Origin of the sequence: Mameliella sp. MMSF_3455, from assembly GCF_030733205.1 — a bacterium.
Taxonomy (GTDB): Bacteria; Pseudomonadota; Alphaproteobacteria; order Rhodobacterales; family Rhodobacteraceae; genus Antarctobacter.
On record NZ_JASHJL010000045.1, the window covers coordinates 1 to 21,510 of the forward strand.

The 21,510-nt window shown below is 63.2% G+C and carries 19 protein-coding genes; 14 read left to right on the plus strand and 5 right to left on the minus strand.

Annotation, left to right across the window (positions count from 1 at the left end; all coding sequences use genetic code 11):
• A partial coding sequence (locus tag RBB42_RS23100) for an ATP-binding cassette domain-containing protein (protein ID WP_305971779.1) occupies positions 1 to 847 on the minus strand: 847 nt, incomplete at its 3' end.
• Between the two features lie 187 nt (positions 848 to 1,034).
• Between RBB42_RS23100 and RBB42_RS23105 the strand changes: the two genes are divergently transcribed.
• On the plus strand, positions 1,035 to 2,039 hold the full coding sequence (locus RBB42_RS23105) for a 1-aminocyclopropane-1-carboxylate deaminase/D-cysteine desulfhydrase (protein WP_305971778.1): 1,005 nt from the start codon (positions 1,035 to 1,037) through the stop codon (positions 2,037 to 2,039).
• A 271-nt stretch (positions 2,040 to 2,310) separates the two neighbouring features.
• On the opposite strand, the gene RBB42_RS23110 is transcribed toward RBB42_RS23105, so the two are convergent.
• The gene (locus tag RBB42_RS23110) at positions 2,311 to 3,183 is read right to left on the minus strand and encodes a LysR substrate-binding domain-containing protein (protein ID WP_305971777.1); all 873 of its coding nucleotides are present in this window, start codon (positions 3,181 to 3,183) and stop codon (positions 2,311 to 2,313) included.
• A gap of 186 nt (positions 3,184 to 3,369) precedes the next feature.
• Here RBB42_RS23110 and RBB42_RS23115 point away from each other — a divergent pair, with 186 nt between their 5' ends.
• The 9 genes from RBB42_RS23115 (at position 3,370) to RBB42_RS23155 (ending at position 13,875) form a co-directional block, all read left to right on the plus strand.
• Positions 3,370 to 4,122 (plus strand): HAD family hydrolase, encoded by a 753-nt coding sequence (locus tag RBB42_RS23115; RefSeq protein WP_305971776.1) that lies wholly within the window; start codon positions 3,370 to 3,372, stop codon positions 4,120 to 4,122.
• Complete coding sequence (locus tag RBB42_RS23120) at positions 4,119 to 5,045, plus strand: ABC transporter permease (RefSeq protein WP_305971775.1); 927 nt, start codon at positions 4,119 to 4,121, stop codon at positions 5,043 to 5,045. Before RBB42_RS23115 ends, RBB42_RS23120 begins: the two co-directional genes overlap by 4 nt.
• A gap of 4 nt (positions 5,046 to 5,049) precedes the next feature.
• A complete protein-coding gene (locus tag RBB42_RS23125; RefSeq protein WP_305971774.1) occupies positions 5,050 to 5,934 on the plus strand; it encodes an ABC transporter permease in 885 nt (294 codons plus the stop codon).
• Between the two features lie 46 nt (positions 5,935 to 5,980).
• Positions 5,981 to 7,531, plus strand: coding sequence for an ABC transporter substrate-binding protein (locus RBB42_RS23130; RefSeq protein WP_305971773.1), 1,551 nt, complete (start codon positions 5,981 to 5,983; stop codon positions 7,529 to 7,531).
• A 57-nt stretch (positions 7,532 to 7,588) separates the two neighbouring features.
• Positions 7,589 to 8,416: a metallophosphoesterase family protein gene (locus RBB42_RS23135; protein ID WP_305971772.1), complete on the plus strand. Its 828-nt coding sequence runs from the start codon at positions 7,589 to 7,591 to the stop codon at positions 8,414 to 8,416.
• A gap of 3 nt (positions 8,417 to 8,419) precedes the next feature.
• Positions 8,420 to 10,093 (plus strand): ABC transporter ATP-binding protein, encoded by a 1,674-nt coding sequence (locus tag RBB42_RS23140; protein ID WP_305971771.1) that lies wholly within the window; start codon positions 8,420 to 8,422, stop codon positions 10,091 to 10,093.
• Between the two features lie 292 nt (positions 10,094 to 10,385).
• The gene (locus RBB42_RS23145) at positions 10,386 to 11,540 is read left to right on the plus strand and encodes a Gfo/Idh/MocA family protein (protein ID WP_305971770.1); all 1,155 of its coding nucleotides are present in this window, start codon (positions 10,386 to 10,388) and stop codon (positions 11,538 to 11,540) included.
• Positions 11,537 to 12,763 (plus strand): D-mannonate dehydratase ManD, encoded by a 1,227-nt coding sequence (gene manD, locus RBB42_RS23150; protein WP_305971769.1) that lies wholly within the window; start codon positions 11,537 to 11,539, stop codon positions 12,761 to 12,763. Before RBB42_RS23145 ends, manD begins: the two co-directional genes overlap by 4 nt.
• A gap of 62 nt (positions 12,764 to 12,825) precedes the next feature.
• Entirely contained in the window at positions 12,826 to 13,875 is a 1,050-nt protein-coding gene (locus RBB42_RS23155) for a Gfo/Idh/MocA family protein (RefSeq protein WP_305971768.1), read from the plus strand.
• A 49-nt stretch (positions 13,876 to 13,924) separates the two neighbouring features.
• Here RBB42_RS23155 and RBB42_RS23160 read toward each other — a convergent pair whose 3' ends face one another.
• The 3 genes from RBB42_RS23160 to RBB42_RS23170 all read right to left on the minus strand — a co-directional run bounded on the left by RBB42_RS23160 (position 13,925) and on the right by RBB42_RS23170 (position 16,558).
• Positions 13,925 to 14,395 carry a hypothetical protein gene (locus tag RBB42_RS23160; protein WP_305971767.1) on the minus strand — a complete coding sequence of 157 codons (471 nt, stop codon included), beginning with the start codon at positions 14,393 to 14,395 and terminating at the stop codon, positions 13,925 to 13,927.
• Positions 14,396 to 14,445: 50 nt separating this feature from the next.
• Positions 14,446 to 15,744 carry an MATE family efflux transporter gene (locus RBB42_RS23165; RefSeq protein ID WP_305971766.1) on the minus strand — a complete coding sequence of 433 codons (1,299 nt, stop codon included), beginning with the start codon at positions 15,742 to 15,744 and terminating at the stop codon, positions 14,446 to 14,448.
• A 121-nt stretch (positions 15,745 to 15,865) separates the two neighbouring features.
• On the minus strand, positions 15,866 to 16,558 hold the full coding sequence (locus RBB42_RS23170; RefSeq protein ID WP_305971765.1) for a GntR family transcriptional regulator: 693 nt from the start codon (positions 16,556 to 16,558) through the stop codon (positions 15,866 to 15,868).
• 216 nt (positions 16,559 to 16,774) lie between these two features.
• Here RBB42_RS23170 and RBB42_RS23175 point away from each other — a divergent pair, with 216 nt between their 5' ends.
• The 4 genes from RBB42_RS23175 (at position 16,775) to RBB42_RS23190 (ending at position 21,429) form a co-directional block, all read left to right on the plus strand.
• The gene (locus tag RBB42_RS23175; protein ID WP_305971764.1) at positions 16,775 to 17,878 is read left to right on the plus strand and encodes an ABC transporter ATP-binding protein; all 1,104 of its coding nucleotides are present in this window, start codon (positions 16,775 to 16,777) and stop codon (positions 17,876 to 17,878) included.
• A complete protein-coding gene (locus tag RBB42_RS23180) occupies positions 17,875 to 18,879 on the plus strand; it encodes an ABC transporter permease (protein WP_305971763.1) in 1,005 nt (334 codons plus the stop codon). The genes RBB42_RS23175 and RBB42_RS23180 overlap by 4 nt, the downstream gene beginning before the upstream one ends.
• 15 nt (positions 18,880 to 18,894) lie before the next feature.
• Positions 18,895 to 19,776 (plus strand): carbohydrate ABC transporter permease, encoded by an 882-nt coding sequence (locus tag RBB42_RS23185; RefSeq protein ID WP_305971762.1) that lies wholly within the window; start codon positions 18,895 to 18,897, stop codon positions 19,774 to 19,776.
• Positions 19,777 to 19,857: 81 nt separating this feature from the next.
• On the plus strand, positions 19,858 to 21,429 hold the full coding sequence (locus RBB42_RS23190) for an extracellular solute-binding protein (protein ID WP_305971761.1): 1,572 nt from the start codon (positions 19,858 to 19,860) through the stop codon (positions 21,427 to 21,429).
• The last annotated feature ends 81 nt before the right edge of the window (positions 21,430 to 21,510 follow it).

Below are 21,510 nucleotides of genomic sequence, written 5' to 3' on the forward strand. Positions count from 1 at the left end.
TGCCGGTTTCGGCCTCGACCAGGGGAAAGCGCGCGGGCTGGCGGCTGCCGGTCATCGACCCCAGACGGGGCACAGCGGACAGCAGCGCGCGGGTGTAGGGCTGTTCCGGTGCGGCGAACAGCGCCTCTGTCGGGCCCTGTTCCACGGCACGTCCCCGGTACATGACGATGGTTCGGTCTGCGACCTCGGCCACCACGCCCATGTCATGGGTGATGAAAAGAACGGCCATGTCCTCTTCTTCCTGCAGCACCTTGATCAGCTCAAGGATCTGCGCCTGGATCGTCACGTCCAGCGCCGTCGTCGGTTCGTCCGCGATCAGCAGGCGCGGGCGGCAGGCCAGCGCCATCGCGATCATGAACCGCTGGCGCATCCCGCCCGAGGACTGGTGCGGGTATTCGCCCATCCGTTGCCGCGCCGCCGGAATGCGCACCCGTTCCAGCAGGCGCTGCGTCTCGGCCAGGGCGGCCTTGCGGTCCATGCCCTGGTGCGCCTCCAGAACCTCGGCGATCTGTTCGCCGATCTTCATCGAGGGGTTCAGCGAGGTCATCGGCTCCTGGAAGATCATCGCCATGTCGTTGCCGCGCACGCCGCGCATCTGCGGCTCCGACAGCGCCAGCAGGTCGCGGCCTTCCAGCAGGATCTTGCCCCTGATGCGGCTTGTCTCCGGGTCGAGCAGGCGCATCGAGGCCAGCGAGGTGACGCTTTTCCCCGACCCGCTTTCCCCCACGAGGGCCAGCGTTTCGCCCCGCGCGATCTGCATCGACATGTCGTGGACCACCGGGGTCCAGCCGGAGCGGCCGCGAAAGGCGACCTCGAGTCCGGAGACGGAGAAGACAGGTTCGGTCATGGCGCGGTCCGTTTCGATCGGTTCAAGCGTAGCGGCTTGCCCGCCGTTCCGGAAGGGAGCGCCGAGTGGCGCGAACCGAGAAAACGAGGGGTTGCCGTTCAAGATATATCATATATCGTGACAAGAGAGGTCCGATCACGCAAGGGGAAACTCGCCCCGGCGGGCCAATCAAGAGAAAGGACCGAGCATGAAACTCGATGAACTGCCCCGGCTGTCGCTGGGATTCCTGCCCACCCCGGTCGAGGACCTGCCCCGCCTGAGCGCGGAACTGGGCGTCTCGCTTTCGGTGAAACGCGATGATTTCACGGGCTTCGGCGGTGGTGGCAACAAGGTGCGCAAGCTGGAATTCCTGATGGCGGATGCGGTGGCGCGCGGCGTTCAGGTGGTCATCACGACCGGCGGGCACCAATCGAACCATGCGCGGATGACCGCCGCGGCTGCCCGAAAATTCGGCATGAAGCCGATCCTGGTGCTGCGCGGCAACCGTCCAGACGCCTGGCAGGGCAACCTGCTCCTGGATCACATCCTGGGGGCCGAGGTCGATTTCCTGGACCCGGATGCCTATTTCGAGCAGATCAATCCGCGGATGCAGGCCCACGCCGACGCCGCAGAGGAACGCGGCGAGACGCCCTATATCATCCCGCTAGGCGGAGCCAGCGCACTGGGCGCGATGGGATATGTGAACGCGATCCGCGAACTGTCGGAACAATACGCCGCAACGGGCCGCAAGGCGCCGGACTACATCTGTGCGCCGGTCGGATCGGGCGGCACGCTGGCGGGCATGGTCGTCGGCTGTTCGATCTGGTGGCCGGAGACCAAGGTGCTTGGCATCGCCGTGACCGGAACCGCCGTGCCGTTCGCCGAGCGGATCGCCGTCATGGCCAACGATGCGGCCGATTTACTGGATCTGGAGCAGCGGTTCACGCCCGAGGACCTGCGGATCGAAAATGACTATGTCGGGCCGGGCTATTCCATCCCCTCCGAGCAGGGCAACGCGGCCATCTTGCGGACCGGTCATGCCGAGGGCGTGCTCTTGGACCCTGTCTATACCGGCAAGGCGATGGCCGGGATCATTGACCTCGCGCAGCGCGGCGCCATCGAAAAGGGATCGAATGTGTTGTTCGTGCATTGCGGCGGCACCCCTGCGCTGTTCCCCTTCAGCGACCAACTGACGGCCGACGTCAGCGCGTGACAGGTGCCTGCGCCCTGGTGATCAGACCCACCTGAGTGTTCCGGTTAATTGTTTAATGCATGAACGGCGCCTGGCGTACTGGCGCCGTGACTGCCGGTGGTCCGGCATCGGGGAACACATCAGTTTGGCGCAGACCCCACATCACGGTGAGGAATTTCGCGGGGCCAGGTCAAACCGCGCCGAGTCTTGCTCGGCGAGACAAATGATGCCGCTACATGATTAGGCGCTGGCCCCAAATGCCGTTCAGTCGGTTCCACGTCGCTTGCCAGCGCTATCGCAATTCGATGCCGTCGATCAGTCCGAAAAGCGCATTCAGCGTCTCCATCTTGCGTTCGGCCGGGGCAAAGACCACCTCCGCGCTTGATGTGTCTGCTCCGAGCAAGCTGAGTTGTTTCACATCCTCGTTGCGCCCCGTGCCCGTCCTCCAGACGAAACCGACGCCCATGCCATTGACCACCGCCTCGTAGACCCCATCCCGGTTGTCGAGGGTCAGGAAAGGCACCGGGGACACATCGTGGCGCCGAAAATAGCGGTCGAGAACCTTCTGGGTCGACGACCCGGTCGTTCGAAAGATCAGCCGGTGGCGAAGCAGTTCTTCACATGTGACCGCATCTGCGTGGGCCAGGGGGTGTGACGGGGTCACGATGGCGACGACATTGTTCTTCAACAGGGGTTTGCGACGGAACCGTCCGTCCTTGGGAACCTCTGGCAGGATTCCCACGTCGACGGTGTGGTTGATGACCTGCCGCATGATCTTGTCATGTGACCCGGTGGTGACCTGCAAGGCGATATGCGGATAGGCCTTGTTGAAAGCGGCGATCACCGACATGCCGGGCATCGCGTTGCCCAGCCCCACGGACAGTTCTCCCTTGGTCAGCGACCCGTGACGCCGCAGCATCTGCTCAAGCGATTCATACTCGGTGATCACACGCTCGGCCGCATCGCAGAGCCTTTCGCACAATGGCGTCGGGTGCAGCTTTCCCTTTTCGCGTACGAAAAGCACCACGCCGTAGTCCTCTTCCAGCTTGCGCACCTGGTGCGAGATTCCCGGCTGGGTGACGTTCAACTGTCGCGCGGCCGCAGCGAAAGAGCCGGATTCGGCCACTGAACGGAGCGCTTCGAGGGTGCGAAGGGAAATAGTCATGGGCGATCCAAAGCGAGATTATGATTTTCTCAAAGCATAGCTTTGCTTTGTCACAGCCATGTCACGGCCGGCAGGCAGATGTGCCGCCGAGGCCGGAAACGGTCGCACTTGAACCTGAACGAAATCTTGTCCCCACACCAAACCGCCTCGGCGCCTCCAGCGCCGAGGCCCAGGGAGCCTTTGCCCGTGGCCTCAGTACTGACCGTAAACAACCTGATATCCAGCCAGCTTTCGCCTGATCTGGTCGCGCAGGACCGCCTTGTGCTGTGCGATCTCGATGGCTGTCTTGTTTCGGAAGGGCGGGCCTACAGCGACTCCGTCACCTTCGTCGCCAGCTGCGGACAGCGGCTGTGGCTGGTGTCCAACAATTCGACCCATTGCGCGGCAGACCTGAGCACGCACCTCGCGACGCTTGGGCTGAACGTCCCGGCCAACCGGATCTTGCTGGCAGGGCAGCAGACATTGGCGCATCTGGCACGCCTGCATCCCGGGGCGCGCCTGGCATTGTTTGCCAGCGCCGCTATGGAGTTGGAGGCCCGGCGGCTTGGTTTCGTCCTGACGTCCGAGGCCGCTGATCTGGTGCTCTTGTGCCGCGACACGCAACTTTCGCTGGAGAGGCTGAATACAGTGGCGGCCCTTGTTCGGGGCGGCGCGGTCTTCTGGGTTTCCAATACCGACACCGCGCACCCCGGCCACGCTGGCCAGCCCATCGCCGAAACCGGCGCCCTGCTGGCCGCGCTGCGCGCCATGCTGTCGGAACTGAATTTCCAAAGCATCGGAAAACCGCACCCTCACCTCGCCGCCCTGGCGCTGTCTTGCACCGGCGTCGCCGCCGCAGAGGCCGTCTTTGTCGGGGACAACCCGGACACGGACGGCGCCGTCGCGCGGGCGGTCGGCACCCGCTTTGTCCAGCTTCGCCGTACAGGAGCCCCGGAATGACCCTCTATATCCTGCGCACCCTGCTGAAGATGGTGCTGACCCTCTTCGCCATCATCACCCTTGTCTTCTTTGCCACGCGGATGTCGGGCAGCCCGCTGGACACCGCGCTTGGCGACGGCCTGGCCGAGGAAGACCGTGCCCTGATGATCGAGTATTTCGGGCTGGATCGATCGATCTGGTATCAATATCTCGCCTATCTGCGCGGCGTGCTCGAGGGCAATTTTGGCCTGTCCTTCATCGAGCGCCGTCCTGTCGCCGACATCGTTGCCGAACGTATCTGGCCCACGCTGCAACTGCTGGGCAGCGCGCTGGCGCTGACGCTGGTGGTGTCCGTCCCGCTGGGCGTGGTCGCGGCGCTGTGGCGCGACAGCTGGATCGGCAGCGCGGTCATGGGGCTGGCCTTTATCGGCTACGCGGTTCCCAATTTCGTCATCGCCACCTTCATGGTGCTGATCTTTGCCTTCTCTCTCAACTGGTTGCCGGTGGTGGGCAACGGCACACCCTGGCATTTCATCATGCCCACCATTGCCATGTCCGGGGTTCTGATTGCGGCGCTGACCCGTTTCACCCGCAACGCCATGCTGGACGTGCTGGGGCAGGATTTCATGCGCACTGCCCGCGCCAAGGGACTGCCGGAAACCGTCGTGATCCTGAAACACGGGCTGCGCAACGCGGGTGTCACCGTCCTGTCGGTGCTGGGCCTGCAGATCGCCGGCATGGCCGCGGCGGGCAACGTGGTGGTCGAGGCGATCTTCAGCTGGCCCGGCATCGGAGAACTCCTCGTCTCGGCCGCCATCATGCGGGACTACCCAGTGCTGCAATTCGGAGTGATCTCCGTCGCCTTCGCCGTGGTCGTCGTCAATGCCCTCACCGATATCGCCTATGTCGTCGCGGATCCGCGGATCCGCATGGCGAAAGGATAAAGCCATGACCGTCACCACCCACATCCCGTCGCGCACCTCGCTGCCACTGACGCTTTGGCGCGACAGCAATGTCATCCAGAAGGCGGCGGCCCTGATCGGTCTGGCCCTGGTCCTGATGGCGCTGCTGGCGCCGCTGATCGCCCCGTTCGATCCGCTGGCCCAAAGCCTGATCTCTCGCCTGCGCCCGCCGCTGGGGTTCGAGCGTTACAAGGACGGGTTCTACCTAGGCACCGACGAACTGGGCCGCGACGTACTCTCGCGCAGCCTGCACGGCCTGCAACTGACCCTTGGGCTGGCTCTGGCGGGGGCCACCATCGGCCTGCTGATCGGCGGAACGCTGGGCCTGTTCGCCGGGTTGCGCCGCGGCTGGGCCGAAGACGCGATCATGGCCGCCGTCGATCTGCAGATCGCCGTGCCCTTCACCCTGCTGGCGCTGCTGATCCTGGCGCTCTTCGGGTCGTCTCTGACTGTCATGATCTGCGTGCTGGGCATCGCGGGATGGGAGCAATACGCCCGCATCGTGCGTGCCGAGGTGCGCAAGATCACCGAACTGCCCTTCATCGAGGCGGCGCGCGCTTCGGGCGGCGGGCAGCGGTACATCGCGCTGACCCATGTGCTGCCGAACATCGTCTCGCCGCTGGTGGTGCAGTTCACCCTGTCGCTGTCCAACATCGTGATCCTTGAATCGACGTTGTCCTTCCTGGGCCTTGGGGTGCAGCCGCCCACCGCCACGCTGGGCAGCATGGTCGGCTATGGCCGCGACTACATGCCCACCGCCCCCTGGATGGTGATCGCGCCCGCCGTGCTGATCATCCTCGTCACCTTTTCCGTGCAGATCCTTGGCGACTGGCTGCGTGACCGCGCCGATGTCCGCCTGCGCGACCGCTAACCAAGAGGCCGAAGACGCCCTTCAACCTTCCTCAATGGAGAAACCCATGAAGACCCTTCTGATGACCACCGCCGCCACTCTTCTGGCTGGCTCGGCCCTTGCCCAGTCGATCACCGTCGGCGCGGCCAATATCTCGGACTACCTCGATCCGGGCCGCGACCATTCGAACGTGGGCTCGCAGTTCTACTACAATAGCTTCGACACGCTGATCGATCGCGACCATTCCAAGCTGGAACCGGAATGGGTGCCCGCGCTGGCCACCGAATGGAAACTGGTGGACGACACCACGATGGAGCTGAAGCTGCGCGAGGGCGTCAAGTTCCACAACGGCGAAGACATGACCGCCGACGACGTGGTCTTTTCCCTGAACCGGATGTACCAGGCGACCTTTGCCCCCTATGTCGTGCGCTCCAAGGACCGCCTGGCGAACTTTGCCGAGGCGGTGAAGATCGACGACTATACCGTTCAGATCAAGGTCGAACGCCCCGAACCGCTGTGGGAAACGCTGGTTTCGCTGCAACAGGTCATGATCATCCCCGAGGACTATACTAAGGCCCTGTCCGGCGATCCCGAGGTGGCCGAGGACGGCGATTTCGAGGCCTTCTCGCTGGCGCCCGTCGGCACCGGCCCCTACGCGATCTCGGAATTCGTTCCGGGGCAAAAGGTCGTCTACAGCCGCTTCGATGAGTTCTGGGGCGACCGTGCGCCGCTGGAACAGGCCACCGTCATCCGCATCCCCGAAACCGCCAGCCGCATCACCGCGCTGAAAACCGGCGAGGCGGATATCGTCACCAACATCGCACCCGATCAGCTGGACCTGATCAACGCCGATCCGAACCTCAAGACCGAAGGTTCGGCCACGGCGCTCTTCCACGTCATGATCATGAACGTGAACCACCCCAACCTGGTCGACCCCAAGATCCGCCAGGCCATGTCGATGGCGATCGACCGCGACCTGCTGAACGAGGCGCTGTGGCTGGGCAAGGCGATCGTGCCCTCGACCCACACGATGAAAGAGATGGGCGAGCTGCACATGCCCGAGCTCAACACCTTTGAATACAACCCGGAAAAGGCGCGCGAGCTGCTGGCGGAATCCTCCTACGACGGCGAGGAAATCGTCTTTGACGCTTACCCGGTCTACTACACCAATGGTGTTCTGGCCGCGCAGGCCATCACCGAGATGTGGGCCGAGGTCGGCATCAAGGGCCGCGTGAACGTGACCGAAACCTGGACGGGCGCTAGCCCCGACCTGATGGCGCGCAGCTGGTCGAACCCGATGTATTTTGCAGATCCGTTCGGCTCGTTCGGGGTGATGTGGGCGCCCAACGGCCCCTCCGAGGGCTCGGGCCGCTTCAACACCGATGCGGAATACGCGGCGATCTGGGAACGCTTCCGCTTTTCCAAGGACATCGAAGAGCGCAAGGCCGCCTATGCCGAGCTGATGGACCGCATCAAGCAGGATCCGCCGGTTCTGCCGCTGTACCGGCCCTTTGAAAGCTGGGGCATGAACAAGGGCATCGACTGGGCGCCGCAGCCCGGCCACATCCCCTACGTGCTGGACTTCCGCGCCGGCGCCATCGCGCTTGCCGACAGCTGAACCGTTCCGGCGCGTCCCTGACCGGGGCGCGCCACCCCTCCCTTCAGGACCAGACACATGACCCTTCGCATCGCCATCGTCACCGACATTCACCACGGCGAGCCGGCCCAGAGCAAACGCGGGGATGCCGCGCTCGCGCTGATGGCCGAATTCGCAGACTGGGCCAATGCCGAAGCGCCCGATCTCGTGCTTGATCTGGGCGATCGCATTTCCGACGTCGACGAGGAAACCGACCTGCGGCTGGAGTCCGAGGTGGCCGAGGCCTTCAAGGCGGTCAAGGCCCCGGTGCATCACGTCAACGGCAACCATGACCGGGACTACCTGAGCACCGCCCAGAACGAGGATATCCTTGGACAAAGCCTGCAGAACCAGCTTCTGGATTGCGGTGACTGGCAAATTGCCCTGTGGCGCGCCGACCCCAAGATCACCCGCAGCGAAAGCCTCCACCGCTTTACCCTGCCGGAAAGCGACCTGCTCTGGCTGTCGCGCACCATGCAGGCTGCGGAGAAACCGACCCTCGTGGCCAGCCATGTGCCGGTGTCCGGACATGGTCAGACCGGGAACTACTGGTTCGAACGCAACGAAGAGGTCTCACGCTATCCCGAAAGCCCGCGCGTCCGGCAGGCGCTGGCACAGGCGGGCGTGCCGGTGGTCTGCATCGCCGGACACGTCCATTGGAACACGGTGACCACGGTCAACGGCATCACCCATCTGACCCAGCAGAGCCTCACCGAAAGCTTTACCACCCAGGGCACCCCCGCCGGTGCATGGGGTATGCTGGAACTGTCGGACACGGTGCATTGGCAAGTCTTCGGCAAGGATCCGTTCGAGGCGCGCATCACACCGACAGCAGGGCGCTGGACGCCCCCGATGGGGCGGTTCTGACCCATGCTTGATGCTCCCGTCCTTTCCGTGAAATCGCTCTCGATCGCCTTTGGCAGTCATACCGCCGTGCGCGATCTGTCCTTCGACATTCACGCCGGGGAAACGCTGGCGCTGGTCGGTGAGTCCGGCTCCGGAAAATCGGCCACCGCGCTGTCGGTGATGCGCCTGATCGAACGCGAGGGTGGGTGCATCACCTCCGGGCAAATCCGGTTGGGTGCGCAGGCGCCGGTCGACTTGGCGCAACTGTCCGACCGCGCCATGCAGGCGTATCGGGGCAACCGCGTCTCGATGATCTTCCAGGAGCCGATGACCTCGCTGAATCCGGTCATGCGGATCGGCGAGCAACTGGGCGAGGTGCTGCGCCGTCACCAGGGGCTGAGCCGGGCCGAGGCCCGCATTGCCGGGGAACGCGCGCTGGACCAGGTGCGCATCCCCGATCCGGCGCGCCGGCTGGACCAGTATCCGCACGAACTGTCCGGCGGGTTGCGGCAGCGGGTGATGATTGCCATTGCTCTGGCTTGCCGCCCGGACGTGCTTATCGCCGACGAGCCGACAACCGCGCTGGACGTCACCACGCAGGCCGAGGTGCTGAAGCTGCTGAAAAGCCTGCAACGGGAAATCGGCATGGCAATCCTGTTCATCACCCATGACATGGGCGTGGTGGCGGAAGTCGCCGATCGTGTGGTCGTCATGCGGCACGGCAACACCGAGGAGGTCGCCCATACCAGGACCCTCTTCAATGCGCCCCAGTCGCAATACGCGCGCGATCTCATGGCGGCGACGCCCAAGCTGGGCCAGTCGCCCTTGAGACCGCAGGTTCCGTCCGTGGCGCCGGTACTGAAGGTCGAAGGCCTGTCAAAAAGCTTTGCCCGCAGCGGCGGATTCCTGAAGCCGAAGGTCAAGGTGCCCGCGGTCAAGGACGTGTCGTTCGAGATCCGCCCCGGAGAGACTTTGGGGCTCGTGGGGGAGTCCGGCTGTGGCAAGTCCACCCTGTCGCGCGCCCTCATGCGCCTGATCGAGCCGGATGCCGGCCGGGTGATCCTGGACGGCAGGGAGATCACCGAACTTGACGCACAGGCCCTGCAACAGGCCCGGGCGAACGTACAGATGGTGTTTCAGGACCCATTCGCCAGCCTCAATCCCCGCATGAAAGTCCGCGATCTGATCACCGAACCGGCCTATCTGCACAGCGGCCTGCAAGGGGCCGCCCGCACGAAACTGGCTGCTGATCTGCTGGACATGGTGACGCTTGATGCCTCGGCTGCCGACCGCTATCCGCACCAGTTCTCGGGCGGCCAGCGCCAGAGGCTCTGCCTTGCACGCGCGCTGTCCGTCTCGCCAAAGGTGATCGTCGCAGACGAAGCCGTATCCGCGCTTGATGTCTCGACCGCCGCCCGGGTCACGACGCTGATGCAGGATCTTCAGGACAGGCTGGGGATCGCATTCTTGTTCATCTCGCACGACATCGCCGTCGTCGAACGTGTCAGCCACCGGATAGCGGTCATGTACCGGGGCGAGGTTGTCGAAATGGGCGAGACCGCGCAAGTGCTGCGATCGCCCCGCCATCCCTACACGAAGGGCCTGCTATCTGCCGTGCCCAGTCCCTTTCCATCTGGGCCATCCCGCGGCATTGGTCATGTGCCTCCGAGCGACGCTATGGTCTTCTCGCGTGGATAGATTCCCCTCGAAGACGTAAGCGGCGCCAACCGGGGAAGCGGGAGGTGGCCTGCGTCTTGCGGCGCATGCAGGTCCGAAGGCGGACCTTTTCTGGCGTTTGACGCATTGCTGCGCGCCAGCCGGTGAAGAACTGGCGTTTCGCCCGTTTGTAGGCCGGTTCTCACGAATGCCGGAGCAGCGAGCAATTTTCCGGGCCCTCCGCGCCTCGCCTGATCTCATAGACGCCTAGAATACTAGTATTGCAACTCGCAAACTGGAATACTAGTATCTCGCCAAGCAGGGGAGGACCACGATGAGCGACACACTCAAAGTGCTTGTGCATGGCACAGGCTTTGCCGGCGAGGGGCATGCCGATGCGTTCCGGGCAGCCGGCGCAGATGTCGTGGGGATGGTCGGACGGACAGAGCATGTGGTCCGTGCAGTCGCTGACAAGAAGGACATTTCTTACGCGGGGACGGATTGGGCGAAGGCGCTTGACGCCTGCAAGCCTGACATCGTCTCGATCGCGACACCCGGCGGAGCACATTACGACCCGATCAAGCAGGCCATCGCCCATGGCTGTCACGTCTTTTGTGACAAGCCGATGACCGCAACCGGGGTTTCGGCCGTGGAACTGCGCGATCTTGCACAGGCCAGGGGTGTCAAGACCGCCTACGCCGCGAGTTTCCGTTATACGCCCAGCGTCCAGCACGCCAAACGGCTTGTTGCCGAGGGCGCCATAGGTGCCCCGACAGAGGTCGAGTGCATTTCACACTTCAACCTTGAACGTGACATCCCCTTTGGCTGGTCGCACCGTGCCGAAGCGGGTGGCGGGCGGCTCAACAACAACTTTACCCACACGCTGTCGATCGTGACCGACGTGATCGGTGACGAAATCATTCAACTGACCGGGGAGGTCCGGGACGACCTGGGCCGCGCGCCGATTGTCGAGGGGGTGCATAATTTCGCAACGCGCCGGCAGCACATCCCGAAGGACCTGAACGATCCGTCGCTCAAATGGGGCGAGAGCAACGTGGAATGGTCCTATACCGTCATGGCGCAGATCGACAGCGCCTTGGCCGAACGCCCGGTTTCGGTCCTGTTCAAACATGGCGGGCTGGTGCCGCGCTTTGGCGACGATCACATCGTGTTCTATGGCACCGAGGGCGCGATCTACCTCAAAGGCCATTACGGCAGCGGGCAGCTTTCGCACTACACCCGCGAAACCGGCTGGAGCGATTTGCCGCTGCCCGACGATATCGTCGCCGCCACGCCGGACGTGGCCGGAGAAACAGAGCTTTGCTGGCATGTCCTCGCCCGGGATTTCGTCCGCGACATTCAGGGGCAAAGCGCCCCGGCGTATCCTACGTTTCGCGAGGGCGCGCAGTACCAGCAGATCATCGACCTGATCCGCAGCGGTGGCACCGCGACCGACGTACCGGCGCTGGGGCAGGGAGGCGCACGATGAAAATCACCGATGCCAAGGTCTTTGTCGGCGGGCCGAAGAAGAACTACGTCACGCTCAAGATCAAGACCGATCAGGGCGTCCATGGGCTTGGTGACGCCACGCTGAACAACCGCGAAACGCTGCCGGCGCATTACCTTGAAAACTACCTGATCCCGAACTTGATCGGGAAAGACCCGCGGAACATCGAAGACATCTGGCAGTTCTTCTATCGCGGCGCCTATTTCCGGCGGGGGCCGATTGCCATGGCGGCCTACGGAGCCATCGACATGGCGCTGTGGGACATCAAGGGCAAGCTGGCGAACATGCCGGTCTACCAATTGCTGGGCGGAAAAAGCCGTGAAGGCGCGATGGTCTATGCCCATGCCACGGGCGCCGATCTTGAGGATCTGATGGACTCGGTCGCCCATTATGTCGAGCAGGGCTACAAGGCGGTGCGCGTGCAATGCGGCATCCCGGGAATGCCCTCTGCCAGTTACGCGGTGCCCGAGAAAAAGGGCGACGTTAAGAATTACATCACCGACTACACCGGCATCCAGCCAAAGGTCGAGGTCTGGGATACGGATCGCTACATCCGCTACATGCCCGATGCGCTGGCCGAAATCCGTGACCGGTTTGGCCCGGAGTTGCATATCCTGCACGACGTCCACCACCGTCTGCTCCCCCGCGAGGCGGCGGAATTCGCCAAGGCGGTCGAACCCGTGCGGCTGTTCTGGATGGAAGATCCGACCCCGGCCGAGGATCAGGACGCGTTGCGCCTGATCCGGCAGCATTCGACCACACCCATCGCCATCGGAGAGGTGTTCAACTCGATCTGGGACTGCAACAAGATGATCGAGGCCGAACTGATTGATTTCATCCGTGTGGCCGTCACCTATTGCGGCGGCATTACGCATACGCGCCGGATCGTCGATCTTGCCGGGTTGCATCACGTTCGCACCGGTTTCCATGGCGCCCCCAGCCACTCGCCGATTTCCATGGCCGCACAGCATCACCTGAACGCCTGGGCGCCGAACTTCGGCGTGCAGGAATACCTGGTGCTGGGCACGCCGGAGTGTGACGCGCTGTTCCCGTCGGAACACCGGATGGAAAACGGCATGGTCCATGTCAGCGACGCACCGGGCCTTGGTGTCGATTTCGATGAACGGGAGGCCGCGCGCTACGAATATGCTCCCGGCGTTCATCCGGTCGTCCGGCTGGAAGACGGGACGATGTGGAATTACTGACACCACCCCGTCCGCATAATGGCGTCGCGCCAGAGACGCACAGGGGCAAGAAAGCCGACCGAATGACCGAACCCACAGAGACCGGCCCGATTGGCATCGCCTTGATCGGTGCCGGCATGATTGCCAAGACGCACATCCGCGCGTTGGGCGCCATGCAGGACATTGCAGACCTCAAGGCGATCGTCTCACGCAATCCGGACAAGGCACGCCCGCTTGCGGAATTCTATGACGGGCCACCCCCGGCATTTACCGCAGACCTAGCCGCGGTCGCGAATGACCCGTCTGTCGAGATCGCGATTGTCGCCACGCCGCCGAATGTCCGCAAGGCTGTGATCGAGCCGCTGGTGCGGGCAGGCAAGCACATCCTGCTGGAAAAGCCGGTCGCACGCACGGTGCAGGAGGCTTGCGAGATTGCAGAGATCTGCGAGCGCGCCGGGGTCACGCTTGGGGTGTTGTTCCAGCACCGTGTACGGGCCCCGTCGCGTGCGGCCGCGCGCCTTGTGGCTGGCGGGACGCTGGGGGCACTCGGGCTGGTCGAGATTTCCGTGCCGTTGTGGCGCGATCAGTCCTACTACGATGAACTTGGGCGGGGAACCTATGACCGCGACGGCGGCGGCGTGATGATCACCAATGCGGTGCATTCCATCGACCTTGCGCTCAGCCTCACGGGCCCGGTGACGCGTGTCCAGGCGATGACCGCGACCACACCGTTGCACCAGATGGAGGCCGAGGATCTGGCGGTTTCGGGGCTGGAATTCGCCTGCGGGGCCGTCGGCACCTTTGTCGCCAGCACCGCGATGTTTCCGCATCGAACCGAGGTGATCCGGCTGCACCACGAAAACGCCAGTCTCAAGATCGACAAGAACGGACTGGAGGTCAGCTGGCGCGACGGCCGCATAGAGACCGAGGCGCAGGCCGCGCAGGCCGGGCCGGTTCGTCCGCTGACCGGCAATCACGAATGGCATGGCGCCGTGATCAGCGATTTCGTGGAATCCGTGCGCTCTGGCGGCAAGCCACTTGTGACAGCGCGTGAGGCGCTACGGTCTCATCGGGTGATCGAGGCCATCCATTTGTCTTCGCAATCCGGCAGCAGCGTGAATGTGGACCTCTGATCGGGATGAGCGTAGGCGGGTTCAAGGATACAAGTTTGTGCGATCTTCGTCACGAAATCCGTCGAACATCCCAGTCGTTGCAGAACCACTTCACTTCAAACTCGTCGGGCAAAAACTGACCTAGCCACTTCCGAAAGGCCGGGCCAAATGCTCTGAGCAGGTCAACTCTGTCCGGTCCTTCACGAATCCAATATGCCGCGCGTCCGACACCTGTGACCCCATGCGTCGGACGAAAATAGGCGCAGCCGAGATAGGCCTCATCGGACGACCGGATCGTCCAGGAAAACGCAAAACGCGCTTCAAACTCACGTTCGTGCCGGGCCAGATCGGCGAGGTTGCTTTCATAAGTCACGCCCTTTGGCCAATTGTCACCGAATAGGCCATCCAGAACCGGTCGGGACTCGTCGATCGCCGCGAAGTCCTCATCGGCATCAAGCGGAGAGAGGATGGCCAGGTCGAACCCGGCAAGGAATGTCCGCACTGGAAAAGGCGTGTCGGCGAATTGAGGATGCGCGTCCATGACTATTTCCTTGGCTGGGCTGGTCAGACCGTCCAATCATCCCGTCGATGCTACTCCGATAGTGTTGCCTGTTTCCACGCCCCTTTGTAGAGCCTCGCGTGAAAGGCCGGGAACTTCACCAACTCCTCCACCAGCAGCAGCGACAGGACCCAGACCGCAGGCAGGTCCAGCCAGAGGACGGCGAGCGCCGTGGCAGGCACCCGGAACAGCCACTGAGACCAGACGAAGATGTGCATGACATAGATCGTGTCGCCGCTGGCCCGGAGTGTGTTGCCGCATATCGCGTTCGATCCCTTCGGAAATGGCAGGATCAACAGGATCGGAAGAAAGGCCAGAAGCGTGGAGCGGGTCTCGACGCTCAGGTCTTGGTACAGGAGGTTTGCGGACAGGCAGACACCTGCAAGGAGCAAAGCGACAAAACCCGCCGCGACAAAGGCGCCACGCCAAGCGCGCGACAGGAAGGCATCCAGCACCGCCGCGGGCTGCCGTTGCCCCAAAAGCTGCGCCACGATGATCCCGGAGGCCTGCGCCCATTGCATCCCGATCGTGCCCGTCACCATGATCCAGGGCGCGATCAGAGTCATCGCGGCAAAGGCGTTAAGGCTGAGATTGGCGTAGATCAGCGTGCAGACATGGGTGGCGAAGGTTGCGCTGAAGAAGGTGGCGGCAATCGGCAGGGCAAAGACGAAGTGCCGTTTCAGCGTCGGGGCAAAACGCGTCTGTCGCCAGCCCGAGACACGCATCAGGTAACCGTCCGTCCGCAGAAGGTTGGCACCGAGGAAGGCAACCTGCACCGACGCGGCAATGGCGCTGCCCATCGCCGCCCCGGCCACGCCGAAGGCGGGCAAACCGAGAAGGCCGTGGATCAGCACGACGCTGGCGGCCACGTTCACCGGCAGCGACAGGCAAAAGCTGTAGAGGGGCAGGCGCGTGCGCCCGCAGCCATTGAAATAACTCGACATGCACTGGCCGAAGGCTTCGCCGATGATGACGAGCGAGAAGATCGAAAGGTAGCGCGTGGCCAGCCCCGCAACCTCGGCGCTTGGGGCCATTGCGGCGACGACAGGGCCGCCGAACACGGTGATCGCGGCAAGACCGGCAGCCCCGACCAGCAGGCTGATGGTCAGCCCCGCGGCGAGGGCGGACTTGAGGTAGACGGGATCGCCAGAGCCGGCGGCCTGTGCCGTTCGGATCTGCATGGCGTTGGAGAAGGCAAGGATGCCGCCCAGAATAAAACCCGAGACGGCCGCGGCCAGTCCCATGGCCGCAAGCGACGCCTCGCCCAGCCCCGCGACGAGGTAGGCGTCGATCACGACGGTGCCGTGCAGCATGATCGCCTTGAGGGTCATGGGCCAGGCCAGGGTCAGAACATCCCTGGCCGTGGGAGATCGGGCGCCGGCCTGCGCAGCCGGCGGCATTTCGGTTGTCACGATGGGGTCCGTTCAGTTCAGGCGCGCTGCGCTTGGTGGCTCAGCGGTCTTCCGGTTCGAAGTAGTTTGCATTGTTGGTTGAGATGCGATTGATCGTCTCGTCGAGGCGCGAGAGGTGCAGCACGCCGGCGGCGACCGCGCGCTCGGGGTCGTGCGCCTTCACCGCCTCTGCGATGGCGCGATGGTCGTCCACCAGCTCGGGCATGCGGGATTCCTTGTCCATCCCCAGCACACACAGTCGGTCGACCTTGGACTTCTCGGCGAGGATCACGTCGAAGGCGAACTCGGCCTGGGCGATGGCGCAGAGAGTCTTGTGGAACTCATAGTCCAGCGCACCGAAGGCGTCGAAGTCCCCCGCCTTCACGACCGCTTCCTGCTGGATCAGCGCCGCATCCAGCTGGGCCGCTTGGACCCCGTCGCAGCGTTCAGCGGCGCGGCGCAGCACCTCTTTCTCCACCGAGGCGCGCACGAAGCGGGATTTCTCGATCTCGCGCATCGAGAAGCGTTTCACCTCGGTGGCGCGCTGTGGGCGGATCAGCAGCAGGTCAAGATTGGCAAGGCGGTTGAACGCATCGCGCACGGGCTGACGGGACACGCCGAAACGTGCGGCGATGTCCGCCTCGGAAATCCTGTCTCCGGGGCGCAGCCGCAGGCCGCTGATTTCGTCGTAAAGGTAGTCGAATATGTCGTCGACGCTTGTTCGCCGCTCTCCCACCGGGGCCGTCTGAACCATCTCTCTTCTCCTGCATATGCGCCGGCCCAAGCGTTCACGCCAAATGGCGCGCCGTTTGACGTGCGCAATAGGGTTTTAGCCCAAGTCCCGGGGGATGCCCACCCAAATTTAGACTAGTATACCAGTTTAGTTACTAGTATACCAGATTGCACGGCCACGAATCGGCCGGTGGCATCAACGCATCACTGGGAGGCGATGCGGAAAGCGGGAGGGGATATGTCCGGCGTTACTCTTAAAGGACTCGTCAAGGCTTACGGGGCTGTCCAGGTCGTTCACGGGATCGACCTCGAAGTTCAGGAGCAGGAATTCGTCGTGCTGGTCGGGCCATCCGGCTGCGGCAAGTCCACCACGTTGCGCATGATCGCGGGACTGGAGGAGATCTCGGACGGCGATCTGACCATCGACGGCCGTCACGTGAACCGCGTCGCACCAAAAGATCGGGACGTGGCGATGGTGTTCCAGAACTACGCGCTCTATCCGCACCTGAACGTCGCGGACAACATCGCCTTCGGCCTGCGTATCCGCAAGGAAAGCAAGGACAAGATCGCGTCTTCGGTGGAAGAGGTCGGCGGCATTCTCGGCCTGACGCCCTACCTCGAGCGTCGCCCGGCGGACCTGTCCGGCGGCCAGCGCCAGCGGGTCGCCATGGGCCGCGCCATCGTGCGCCGCCCCAAGGTGTTCCTGTTCGACGAGCCGCTATCGAACCTCGACGCCAAACTGCGCACCCAGATGCGCGCCGAAATCAAGCGCCTGCACAAGCGGCTTGGCGCGACCTCGATCTACGTCACCCACGACCAGGTAGAGGCGATGACGCTGGCTGACCGGATCGTCGTCATGCATGACGGCCGGATCGAGCAGATCGGCTCTCCGATGGAGCTGTTCCTGAACCCGGCCAACACCTTTGTCGCTGGCTTCCTTGGATCCCCGCCGATGAACATGGTCAAGGCCACGGTCGTTGCCGGCGATCAGGGGCCGGTGGCCGAATTCGACGGCCAGCGCGTCCAGCTTCAGCAAATTCCGTCGCTGACCAACGCAGTCGGGCAGGAAGTCATCCTCGGCATCCGCCCCGAGTTCGTCGCCGTCGCGAACCAGGACGATCCGAACCTGATCAATCTCGACGTGGACCTCGTGGAAACGCTGGGGTCGGAGGCGCTGATCCATGCCAGCCTGCAAGGCGAACCCTTTGTCATCCGTACCGACACCGTCGGCCAGATGCATGTGCTGGACGGGATCCGCGGGTTCACCATCGAACCCCACCTCGTGAAGGTCTTCGACGCCAAGTCCGGCGAGGTGCTGCCGGGGCAGGTGCTGGAACAATGACCAACGATCCCAACTTTACCGGTGCCGCCGGACCGACGACCGAGGAACTGGTCTTCGATGCCAAGGAGGCCCAGCGCCGCCGCAAGCCCAACACCATGCAGCGGGTGGGCGACCACCTGAAGCGGGAATGGCAGCTATACGTGATGCTGATCCCGACAATCCTCTGGCTGGCGATCTTTCTATACAAGCCGATGTACGGGTTGCAGATCGCCTTCAAGGACTACTCGATCTTCCGCGGTGTCGCGGACAGCCCCTGGATCGGGCTGGAGCATTTCCAGACCCTGTTCGGCAACGACCAGTTCATCCGCGCGCTGCGCAACACGATCATCATCAGCTTCTACGGCCTGATCTTCGGTTTCCCGATGCCAATCCTGCTCGCGCTGATGTTCAACGAGATCCTCAAGCAGAGCTTCAAGAAGACGGCACAGACCATCGTCTATCTGCCGCACTTTGTCTCTTCGGTGATCATCGCGGGTATCGTCATCACGGCCTTCAGTCCAAGCGCGGGCATCGTGAACACCATCCTCGGATGGCTGGGGATGGACCCCATCTACTTCCTGACCAAGCCGGAATGGTTCCGCCCGATCTTCGTCGGCACCGGCATCTGGCAGGAGGCGGGGTTCCAGTCGATCGTCTACCTCGCGGCCATCGCGGGTGTCTCTCCGACGCTCTACGAATCCGCGGTCGTGGACGGCGCAAGCCGCTGGCAGATGATGTGGAAGATCACCCTGCCGTCGATCCTGCCGACCATCATCATCATGCTCATCATCCGGATCGGCAACATGCTGGAGATCAGCTTCGAGATGATCATCCTGCTCTACCAGCCGGCCACCTACGAGACCGGCGACGTCGTCAACACCTTCATCTATCGCCAGGGCATCCAGGGCGGCCAGTACGACCTTGCCGCGGCAGCGGGCCTGTTCAACGCGGTGGTGGCCTTCGTCCTGGTGATGACGGCGAACGCAATCTCCAAGCGCTACTCGCGCACCTCGCTCTGGTAAGGGGGAGAGCCAGTCATGACCAACATGAATCTCTATTCACGCGGCGACAAGATGTTCGTCATCCTGAACATGGTTCTCATCGGCCTGTTCACCCTCTCGACCCTCTACCCGTTCATCTACATCGCCTCGTTGTCGATGAGCGCCGGAATGGAGGCCCGCGCCGGCAATGTGATCCTGACTCCGGTCGGGTTCACGCTGGAAGCCTACAAGCAGGTCCTGAGCGAGCCGCTGTTCTGGTCGTCGTACAAGAACACCTTCATCTACACGATCGGCGGCACCTTGATGAGCCTCGCGTTCATCATTCCCGGCGCCTATGCCCTGTCCAAGCCCCAGCTCTACGGGCGGCGGTTCTGGAACCTGGTGGTGGCCTTTACCATGTGGTTCAACGCCGGTCTGATCCCGTTCTTCCTGAACATGCGCGATCTCGGCCTGCTGGACAGCTACTTCGGCATCATCATCGGCTTCGCGGTCAACGGGTTCAACATCATCCTGCTGCGCAACTTCTTCGAGGGCATCCCGAAGTCCTTTGAAGAGGCCGCGCGGATGGACGGGGCCAATGAATTCCAGGTGCTCTGGAAGGTCTACGTCCCGCTCAGCAAACCGGCCATCGCCACCGTCGCGCTCTTCTGTGTCGTGTCGCGCTGGAACGGGTTTTTCTGGGCCATGGTGCTCTTGCAGGACGAAGAAAAGATCCCGCTACAGGTCTACCTGCGCAAGGTCATCGTGGAGCTTTCGGACGACGAGGAATTCGCCACGACGCTGCTGACCGCGGCCTATTCGGTCGAGACCGTGACCGCCGCCATCATCGTCTGCTCCATCATTCCGATCCTGCTCATCTATCCCTTCCTCCAGAAGTATTTCAGCAAGGGCATCCTGCTGGGTGGCGTGAAGGAGTGAGCAATTGTCGCAAGCCCCTGTGACCGGGGGCTTCGACCGAAACGACCCCGAACTTCACAGAGTCGCAAAAGGGAGGATACCATGCGAACCTTCAACCTGGCAGCCGCTGCCATCCTTGGAACCACAGCCCTGACGAGCCCGGCCGTGGCGCAGGACATCGACCTGCCGATCGTCGACGAGCCGCTGGAACTGACGGTCCACATGCACTGGGCCCGGGCCCAGGGCTACGGGCCGGGCGGCGACACCTCCAAGATCTACCCGGTCGAGGAAGTGGCGCGCAAACAGACCAACATACACCTGATCGACAAGACGTCGGGCCGCAACACGACCGACAACGCGGAAGCGATGAACCTGCTGCTGGCCACCGGCGACCTGCCCGACATCGTGGGCGGCGCCAACATCCGCCAGCCGGTCAACGAATACGGCCCGCAGGGCGCCTTCGTGCCGCTCAACGATCTGGTCGCGGAACACGCGCCCAACATCCAAGCCTGGTTCGACGAGCACCCCGAGATCTGGGACGCGATCTCGGCCTATGACGGCAACGTCTACTACATCCCGTATCTTCCGGACGGCAAGTATGCCCGCGCCTGGTTCGTGCGTCAGGACTGGCTCGACACCCTGGGCCTGGAACGACCGGACAACGTTGACGAGCTTTACGAGGTGCTGGTGGCCTTCCGCGACCAGGACCCGAACGGCAACGGCGTAAAGGACGAAATCCCCTTCTTTGTCCGTGACTGGGAAGAGGTCCTGCGCCTTCTGACGCTCTGGGACGCGCGTTCGACCGGGGCCGATGTCTACCACCAGTTCTACCTCAAGGACGGCAAGGTGGTGCACCCCTACGCACAGGAAGCCTATCGCGACGGCCTGGCCAATATCGCGCAATGGTATGATGAGGGCCTGATCGACGCCGAACTCTTCACCCGTGGCTCCTCGGCGCGCGACTACCTGCTGGGCGAGAACCTGGGCGGCATGACGCATGACTGGTTCGCCTCTACCTCGGGCTACAATGTGGCGCTGGCCGACAAGGTCGAGGGCTTCAACTTCGTTCCGTTCTTGCCGCCGAAATCGGTGTCGGGAAAGCGGATCGAGGAAAACCGCCGCATTCCGATGAAACCGGACGGCTGGGCGATCAGCTACACCAACGATCATCCGGTCGAGACCATCAAGTATTTCGACTACTGGTTCTCGGAAGAGGGCGCGCTGCTGGCCAATTTCGGGGTCGAGGGCAAGACCTGGGACATGGTCGACGGCGAGCCGATCTACAAGCCGGAGGTGCTGGACTCGGGCCGCCCGGTCAACAGCCAGATGTACCTGGAAGGCGCGCAGGTCTATCGCGGCTACCCGCAGGACTACCGCTATGAATGGCAGTGGACCCGCGAGTCGGCCCGCGAAGGCATCAAGCTCTACGACACCGAAGACCTGCTGGTCGAGCAGTTCCTTGGCGTGTCCTTCAACAAGGAAGAGCAGGAGGTCTACGACCGGTACTACCCGTCGATCCAGACCTACATGCTGGAGCGTCAGCAGGCCTGGATCCTTGGCACAGGCGACGTCAAGGAAGACTGGGATGACTACATGGAGGCCCTGAACAACATGGGCTACCAGAAGGTTCTCGAGGTCATGAACTCGGCCTACGAGCGCCAGTACGGCGGCTGATCCCGTCCATTTCCCAAGAACACGCGTGCGGCCGACCCCCGGCCGCACACCCCCCTCTTGTACCTGAAGAAAGACCTGACC